A 6,948-nucleotide genomic window follows, 5' to 3' on the forward strand; every position below is an offset into this window, starting at 1 on the left:
GGGCGAAGAGCTTCCCGCCCACCTTGAAGACGGACACCTCCGGATTGAACGGAAAGTCCTCGCTCGCTCCGTTCAGCCCGAGGCAGTACGTGCGCAGCTCGTCCGGTGTCATGGCCTCAGGATCCCACCCGCTCCCCCGCGTGCCACCCCGCTCACACCCGCACCTGCCGCAGGCGGGTCACGCGTTGGCGGGCTCGTCCGAGGTCGTCTCGTCCGCGTCCTCCGCGGAGCGGACCGGCTCCACCAGCACCGTGACGATCCGGTTGCGGCGCCCCGCCGGGGCCTCCGCCGTCAGCCGCAGCGCGGTCAGCGTCGGATCGGAGCGGTCCTCGGTGACGTCGACCGTCGCCGTCGCACCCGCGATGGGCACCCGGCCGAGTGACTTGGCCAGCAGGCCGCCGACCGTCTCCACGTCCTCGTCGTCCAGGCCGACCAGGTCGTACAGCTCGCCCAGGTCGCCGATGTCGAGCCGGGCCGTGACGCGGTAGCGCCCCTCGCCGAGGTCGTCGACGGGCGGCAGCTCACGGTCGTACTCGTCGGTGATCTCGCCGACGATCTCCTCCAGGATGTCCTCGATGGTCACGATCCCGGCCGTGCCGCCGTACTCGTCGATGACGACCGCGACGTGGATGCGGTCCTGCTGCATCTCGCGCAGCAGGTCACCCGCGTTCTTCGTGTCGGGTACGAACGCCGCCGGCCGCATCGCCGTGGAGACCAGCTCCGTCTCGGCATCACGGCTGATGTGCGTCTTGCGCGCGAGGTCCTTGAGGTAGACGACGCCGACGACGTCGTCCTCGCTCTCCCCGACGACCGGGATGCGGGAGAAGCCCGACCGCAGGGCGAGGGTCAGCGCCTGCCGTATCGTCTTGAAGCGCTCGATGGTGATCAGGTCGGTGCGCGGCACCATCACCTCGCGCACGATCGTGTCGCCGAGCTGGAAGACGGAGTGCACCATCTTCCGTTCCTCGTCCTCGATCAGGGACTCCTGCTCCGCCAGGTCGACCATGGCCCGCAGTTCGGCCTCGCTCGCGAACGGGCCCTTGCGGAAGCCCTTGCCCGGGGTCAGCGCGTTGCCCAGCAGGATCAGCAGCTGCGGCACCGGGCCCAGGATGCGGACGAGCGGCACCAGGACGTACGAGGCGGCGGTGGCCGTGTTGAGCGGGTGCTGGCGACCGATGGTGCGGGGCGAGACGCCGATCGCGACGTAGCTGACCAGGACCATCACCCCCATCGCGACCGACAGCGACTCCCAGGTCGTCTCGAAGGCGCGCAGAGCGGCGTAGGTGACCAGTACGCCCGAGGCGACTTCGCAGGCGACGCGCACCAGCATCGCGAGGTTGAGGTAGCGGGTGGGATCGGCGGCGACGACCGCGAGCTTTCCCGCGCCACGGCGGCCCTCCCGTACGGCCAGCTCCGCGCGGTAGCTGGTGGTCCGCGCCAGGCCGGCCTCGGCGCAGGCGGCCAGCCAGGCGACGACGATCAGCAGGATCGCGACCGCGATCAGTTGCGCCGTCATGACGTGGTCGTGGGGGCCGGGGACGGTCCGGTCAGACCCTGCTCGGCGCGCCAGCCGTCCAGGATCGCGGACTGCAGGCCGAACATCTCGGCCTTCTCGTCCGGCTCCTCATGGTCGTAGCCCAGCAGGTGCAGCACGCCGTGCACGGTGAGCAGCTGCAGCTCCTCGTCCATGGAGTGCTGGGTGGGCGCGTCCGCGCCCTGCTGCTCGGCGACCTCAGGGCAGAGCACGATGTCGCCGAGCAGGCCCTGCGGCGGGTCTTCCTCGTCCCGCACGGGCGGGCGCAGCTCGTCCATCGGGAAGGACATCACGTCGGTGGGGCCCGACAGGTCCATCCACTGCAGGTGCAGCTGCTCCATGGCGTCGGCGTCGACGACGATCACCGACAGCTCGGAGAGGGGGTGGATGCGCATCCTGCTCAGGGCGTAACGCGAGATGTCGAGGAGCGACCGCTCATCGACGGTCCGCCCGGATTCGTTGTTGACGTCGATCGCCATGGTGCGTGTGTTCTCAGCGCTTTCCGTTGCGGTGGCCGGACTTGCCGGCGGGAGTGCCGGTGCTGTGCGGGGCGGTGTCGGAGGAGGTGCGCACGTCGTAGCGCTCGTACGCGTCGACGATGCGTCCGACGAGCTTGTGCCGCACCACGTCCGAGCTGTCGAGCAGCGAGAAGTGCACGTCGTCCACGCCGTCCAGGATCTCCCGCACCTGCCGCAGCCCGCTCTTGCCGCCCGGCAGGTCGACCTGGGTGACGTCGCCGGTGATCACGATCTTCGAGTCGAAGCCGAGCCGGGTGAGGAACATCTTCATCTGCTCGGGGTTCGTGTTCTGCGCCTCGTCGAGGATGATGAAGGCGTCATTGAGCGTCCGGCCACGCATGTACGCCAGCGGCGCGACCTCGATCGTCCCGGCGGCCATCAGCCGCGGGATCGAGTCCGGGTCGAGCATGTCGTGCAGCGCGTCGTAGAGCGGGCGCAGGTACGGGTCGATCTTCTCGTACAGGGTCCCGGGCAGGAATCCGAGCCGCTCCCCCGCCTCGACGGCGGGCCGGGTCAGGATGATCCGGTTGACCTGCTTGGACTGCAGGGCCTGTACGGCCTTGGCCATCGCGAGATAGGTCTTTCCGGTGCCGGCCGGGCCGATGCCGAAGACGACCGTGTGCTGGTCGATCGCGTCGACGTACCGCTTCTGGTTGAGCGTCTTGGGGCGGATCGTGCGGCCGCGGTTGGACAGGATGTTCTGCGTGAGCACCTCGGCCGGGGTCTCGGCGGCACCCGTGCCGTCCTGCTGGTCGCGGAGCATGGAGATCGAGCGCTCCACCGCGTCTTCCGTCATCGGCTGACCGGTGCGCAGCACCAGCATCATCTCGTCGAAGAGGCGCTGGATGAGTTCGACCTCCGCGGCCTCGCCGGAGGCGCTGACCTCGTTGCCGCGGACGTGGATGTCGGCGCTGGGAAACGCCTGCTCGATCACGCGCAACAGAGAGTCACCGGAGCCCAGCACCGTCACCATCGGATGCTTGGCCGGAACGGTGAAGCGAGCCGTGGCCTGCTCGGCCTGCGGGGAACCCGCCTGATTGGTCGTTGTCTGCGTCATGGGTGACCCGGACGGGCCTTCCTCATCCCTCTCTGTGCTCCTCGGCGATGGGGTTTCCACAATACGACGCACCACTGACAAGCATGAACGCATTTGCGGTTGTTGTTCTTCCCCACGCGCTCCGCGCGTGGGACTAAGGAGCCGGTCTGCCCTGGCCGAAGCCGATCGTGGGGACCGCGCGGCGACGCGGTGGAAGGGGGCGGCCGCAGCCGGTGAGGACGGTGTCCAGGAAGTCGTACCCGGCGCCCGGGGCGTCCTCGGCGCCGCCGGCCTGCTGACGGGTACGGCGCCACCAGGCCGCGATCTCCGGCCAGCCGGGTGCCGAGAGCGAGCCGCCGAACTCCTGCACCGAGAGCGCCGCCGTCAGCCCGGCGAAGGCCAGCCGGTCCGCGAGCGGCCAGCCGGCGAGGCTGCCCATCACGAAACCCGCGAGGAAGACGTCCCCGGCGCCGGTGGTGTCCAGGGCGTCGACGGGGATGGCGGGGATGTCGGCGGTCTCCCCCGTACGACCGTCGACGGCGTAGGAGCCTCCCGCACCGAGCGTGACGACGGCGAGGGGCACCCGCTCGCCGAGCGCGCGGGCCGCGGCACGCGGGCACTCGGTGCAGGTGTAGCGCATCGCCTCCACGGCGTTGGGCAGGAACGCCTCGCAGTGCGCCAGGTCCGGGAGGGCCGACAGGTCCCAGCGGCCGGTGTCGTCCCAGCCGACGTCGGCGAAGATCCGGCTGCCCCGGCGGGCGGCGGTGGCGATCCAGTCCTGACTCTCGCCGGGCACCAGGTCGGTCACGCACGCGCGTGCCGGAGGCGGGCATTCGGGTGCCTCCGGGTCGTACGCGGTGGCGGTCTCCCTGGCCGGGGCCTCGTGACCGTGGGAGATCATGGTGCGCTCGCCCTCGTACGCCATCGAGACCGTCACCGGCGAGTGCCAGCCGGGAACGGTGTGGGAGAAGGCGAGGTCGATGCCCTCGCCCCGCTCCAGCGCCTCCCGGCAGTAGTCGCCGTACATGTCGTCGCCGAACGCGGCGGCGAGTGAGGTGCGCAGGCCGAGCCGGGCCAGGGCGGTGGCCATGTTGGCCACACCGCCCGGACTGGACCCCATCCCGCGCGCCCAGGACTCGGTCCCCCGCACGGGCGCGGAGTCGAGGCCGGTGAAGATGATGTCGAGGAAGACGGTGCCTGTCAGATAGACGTCACAGGCCGGGTCGCCGGGCGCGCGGAGCGCGGCCAGCGGGTCGAAGGTGCTGCCCGTGCCGCCGCCTGCTCCGCCCGTACCCGTGCCCCTGCCCACCGTGGACTCCTTCGACGCCGACGCCGCTTTTGCTGGTGTCTCCGGTGTACCGCGTACCGCTGACATTCGGCCAACTCCGCGCCCGAGTGGCGGGTCCGCGCTGTCTCGCTCCGGCCGGTCGGACTCCGTCAGGGCGCCGGCCGCAGGACGAACGCGCCCCAGCCCAGGTAGTCGCGCCCGTAGGCGAGGTGGGTCTCGCGGGAGTGGCGGAGGAAGTCGCGCATGTCCGGTGTGTCCGAGTGGTCGGGGTGCGCGCGCAGCCAGTCGCTGATGGTGCGCCACTGGGAGGCGACGTAGCGGTCGAAACTGTCCGGGTCTGCGAGGACCATCTCGACGAGTTCCAGGCCGGCCGCCTCGAAGCGCTCGTTCGTACCGATGAGGCTCGCGAAGTCGTCCGGCTCCATGTCCATGGCCTCCCACGCCTCGGCGGGCGGCTCGGTCCGCCAGTACACCTCACCCACGATCAGCGTGCCGTCCGGACGCACCGCGCGGCGCATCAGCTCCAGCGTGCCGGTCAGGCCGCCGCCGATCCAGGTCGCGCCCAGGCAGGAGACGAGGTCGTACCCGCCGGGCTCGGCCTCGTACGCGCCGGCGTCGCCGCGTTCGAAGTGGAGCCGCTCCGCGACGCCCAGTTCGGCCGCGCGCTCGCGAGCGGCCTCGAGGAAGACGCCGCTGATGTCGACGCCGACCCCGGTGGTGCCGTAGTCGCGCGCCCACCGGGCCAGCAGCTCGCCCTTGCCGCAGGCGAGGTCGAGGTGGCGCTGGCCGGCTTCCGGGCGCGTCACCTCGCCGAGCAGCCGCAGCTTCTCCTCGGTGACGGGGTTGAGCGTGCGATGCCGGGCTTCGGCGATCTCGTGGTGGCGCAGGGACACGCGGGGCTCCTCTCGGTGCGTACGGGCGAAACCTTGACCGTACGCACCGGTGCGGCGCAAAGGGGAGCCCGGTGAGCGGCGTGGTCAGCGCCTCAGAGCACCACCACCGAGCGCAGCACGTCGCCGGCGTGAATACGCTCGAACGCCGACTCGACCTCGTCCAGGGCGATCCGCTCGGTCACGAACTTCTCCAGGTCCAGCCGCCCCTGCTGGTACAGGTCGATCAGCATCGGGAAGTCGCGGGAGGGCAGACAGTCGCCGTACCAGGAGGACTTGAGCGATCCGCCGCGCGCGAAGACGTCCAGGAGCGGCAGTTCGAGGCGCATCTCGGGGGTCGGCACGCCGACCAGCACGACGGTGCCGGCGAGGTCGCGGGCGTAGAAGGCCTGCTCGTAGGTCTCGGGGCGGCCGACCGCCTCGATCACGACGTCCGCGCCGAACCCGCCGGTCAGCTCCCTGATGGCCGCGACCGGGTCGGTGGCGGTGGAGTTGACGGTGTGGGTGGCGCCCATGGCAGCAGCCTGGGTGAGCTTACGGTCGTCGATGTCGACGGCGATGACGCGGGCGGCCCCCGCGAGCCGGGCACCCACGACGGCGGCGTCCCCGACCCCGCCGCAGCCGATGACGGCGACACTGTCTCCACGTCCGACCGCGCCGGTGTTCACTGCCGCGCCGATGCCGGCCATCACGCCACAGCCCAGCAGACCGGCCACCGCCGGAGAGGCGGCGGGGTCGACCTTGGTGCACTGCCCGGCCGCCACCAGGGTCTTCTCGGCGAAGGCGCCGATGCCCAGGGCCGGCGAGAGCGGCGTGCCGTCGGTCAAGGTCATCTGCTGTGCCGCGTTGTGGGTGTCGAAGCAGTACCAGGGGCGCCCGCGGCGGCAGGCACGGCAGTTGCCGCACACGGCACGCCAGTTGAGGATCACGAAGTCGCCGGGCTCGACCTCCCCCGTACCCTCGCCGACCGACTCGACCACTCCCGCGGCCTCGTGGCCGAGGAGGAAGGGGAAGTCGTCGTTGATGCCGCCCTGTTTGTAGTGCAGATCGGTGTGGCAGACACCGCACGCCTGCACCTTCACCACGGCCTCCCCGGGGCCGGGATCGGGTACCACCACGGTCTCCACGCGGACAGGTTCGTCCTTGCCCGGCGCGATGACGCCACGCACCTGCTGTGCCATGCAGCCCTCCGTACTCCGCCCGCCGCCACGGCCCTGGTGTGGCCGCGGTCACCGGCTCGTCCGTTCCGCCCAACTGTGCCGGTCGGCGGCCCGGCCGTCGACCACCGCAACGGGACGGTCTGTGGCGTGCCCCCTCGCGGCGACGGGCGAGGACGGGCGAGGACGGGAAAACGCATTCGGTTCCGCGGGCCGGGGGGTGAGGATGGAGGTCTCCGGCTGCTGTTGCCGGAGTCCCGTCCGGATCACGGCAGAGGAGCACGCATCAATGAGCAGCAGCCCGAGTACCGGACCCGTCACGCTGGCGAACATCCGCGACGCAGCCGACCGGTTGAAGGGGGTGGCCCACCGTACGCCGGTGCTCCGTTCCCGGACGCTGGACCGGCTGGTGGGCGCGGAGACCTTTCTCAAGTGTGAGAACTTCCAGCGCGTCGGGGCCTTCAAGTTCCGCGGCGCCTACAACGCCGTCTCACGGCTGTCGCCCGAGCAACTCTCGCGCGGCGT

The 6,948-nt window shown here is 71.0% G+C and carries 8 protein-coding genes; 1 reads left to right on the forward strand and 7 read right to left on the reverse strand.

Annotated elements, in window-relative coordinates:
- The 7 genes from ACRDP3_RS02565 to ACRDP3_RS02595 all read right to left on the reverse strand — a co-directional run.
- Positions 1 to 112, reverse strand: a 112-nt coding sequence (locus ACRDP3_RS02565) for an MmcQ/YjbR family DNA-binding protein (protein ID WP_431515156.1), incomplete at its 3' end; no start/stop codon positions are given.
- Between the two features lie 66 nt (positions 113 to 178).
- Complete coding sequence (locus tag ACRDP3_RS02570) at positions 179 to 1,516, reverse strand: hemolysin family protein (RefSeq protein WP_431515149.1); 1,338 nt, start codon at positions 1,514 to 1,516, stop codon at positions 179 to 181.
- On the reverse strand, positions 1,513 to 2,013 hold the full coding sequence (gene ybeY, locus ACRDP3_RS02575; protein ID WP_431515150.1) for an rRNA maturation RNase YbeY: 501 nt from the start codon (positions 2,011 to 2,013) through the stop codon (positions 1,513 to 1,515). The genes ACRDP3_RS02570 and ybeY overlap by 4 nt, the downstream gene beginning before the upstream one ends.
- A gap of 13 nt (positions 2,014 to 2,026) precedes the next feature.
- Positions 2,027 to 3,109: a PhoH family protein gene (locus ACRDP3_RS02580; RefSeq protein WP_431515151.1), complete on the reverse strand. Its 1,083-nt coding sequence runs from the start codon at positions 3,107 to 3,109 to the stop codon at positions 2,027 to 2,029.
- A 133-nt stretch (positions 3,110 to 3,242) separates the two neighbouring features.
- A complete protein-coding gene (locus ACRDP3_RS02585) occupies positions 3,243 to 4,463 on the reverse strand; it encodes a carbohydrate kinase family protein (protein WP_431515152.1) in 1,221 nt (406 codons plus the stop codon).
- Positions 4,464 to 4,525: 62 nt separating this feature from the next.
- The gene (locus tag ACRDP3_RS02590; RefSeq protein ID WP_431515153.1) at positions 4,526 to 5,269 is read right to left on the reverse strand and encodes an SAM-dependent methyltransferase; all 744 of its coding nucleotides are present in this window, start codon (positions 5,267 to 5,269) and stop codon (positions 4,526 to 4,528) included.
- A 92-nt stretch (positions 5,270 to 5,361) separates the two neighbouring features.
- Entirely contained in the window at positions 5,362 to 6,447 is a 1,086-nt protein-coding gene (locus ACRDP3_RS02595) for an S-(hydroxymethyl)mycothiol dehydrogenase (protein ID WP_431515154.1), read from the reverse strand.
- A gap of 265 nt (positions 6,448 to 6,712) precedes the next feature.
- Here ACRDP3_RS02595 and ACRDP3_RS02600 point away from each other — a divergent pair.
- On the forward strand, positions 6,713 to 6,948 hold a 236-nt coding region (locus tag ACRDP3_RS02600), incomplete at its 3' end, for a pyridoxal-phosphate dependent enzyme (protein ID WP_431515155.1).

This window comes from Streptomyces sp., assembly GCF_050698815.1.
Lineage (GTDB): Bacteria > Actinomycetota > Actinomycetes > Streptomycetales > Streptomycetaceae > Streptomyces.

Excerpts from the sequence above, each read along its gene's own strand:
- ybeY (WP_431515150.1), bottom strand. The coding sequence starts at position 2,013 with ATGGCGATCGACGTCAACAACGAATCCGGGCGGACCGTCGATGAGCGG.
- ACRDP3_RS02570 (WP_431515149.1), bottom strand. The coding sequence starts at position 1,516 with ATGACGGCGCAACTGATCGCGGTCGCGATCCTGCTGATCGTCGTCGCC.
- ACRDP3_RS02595 (WP_431515154.1), bottom strand. The coding sequence starts at position 6,447 with ATGGCACAGCAGGTGCGTGGCGTCATCGCGCCGGGCAAGGACGAACCT.
- ACRDP3_RS02585 (WP_431515152.1), bottom strand. The coding sequence starts at position 4,463 with ATGTCAGCGGTACGCGGTACACCGGAGACACCAGCAAAAGCGGCGTCG.
- ACRDP3_RS02580 (WP_431515151.1), bottom strand. The coding sequence starts at position 3,109 with ATGACGCAGACAACGACCAATCAGGCGGGTTCCCCGCAGGCCGAGCAG.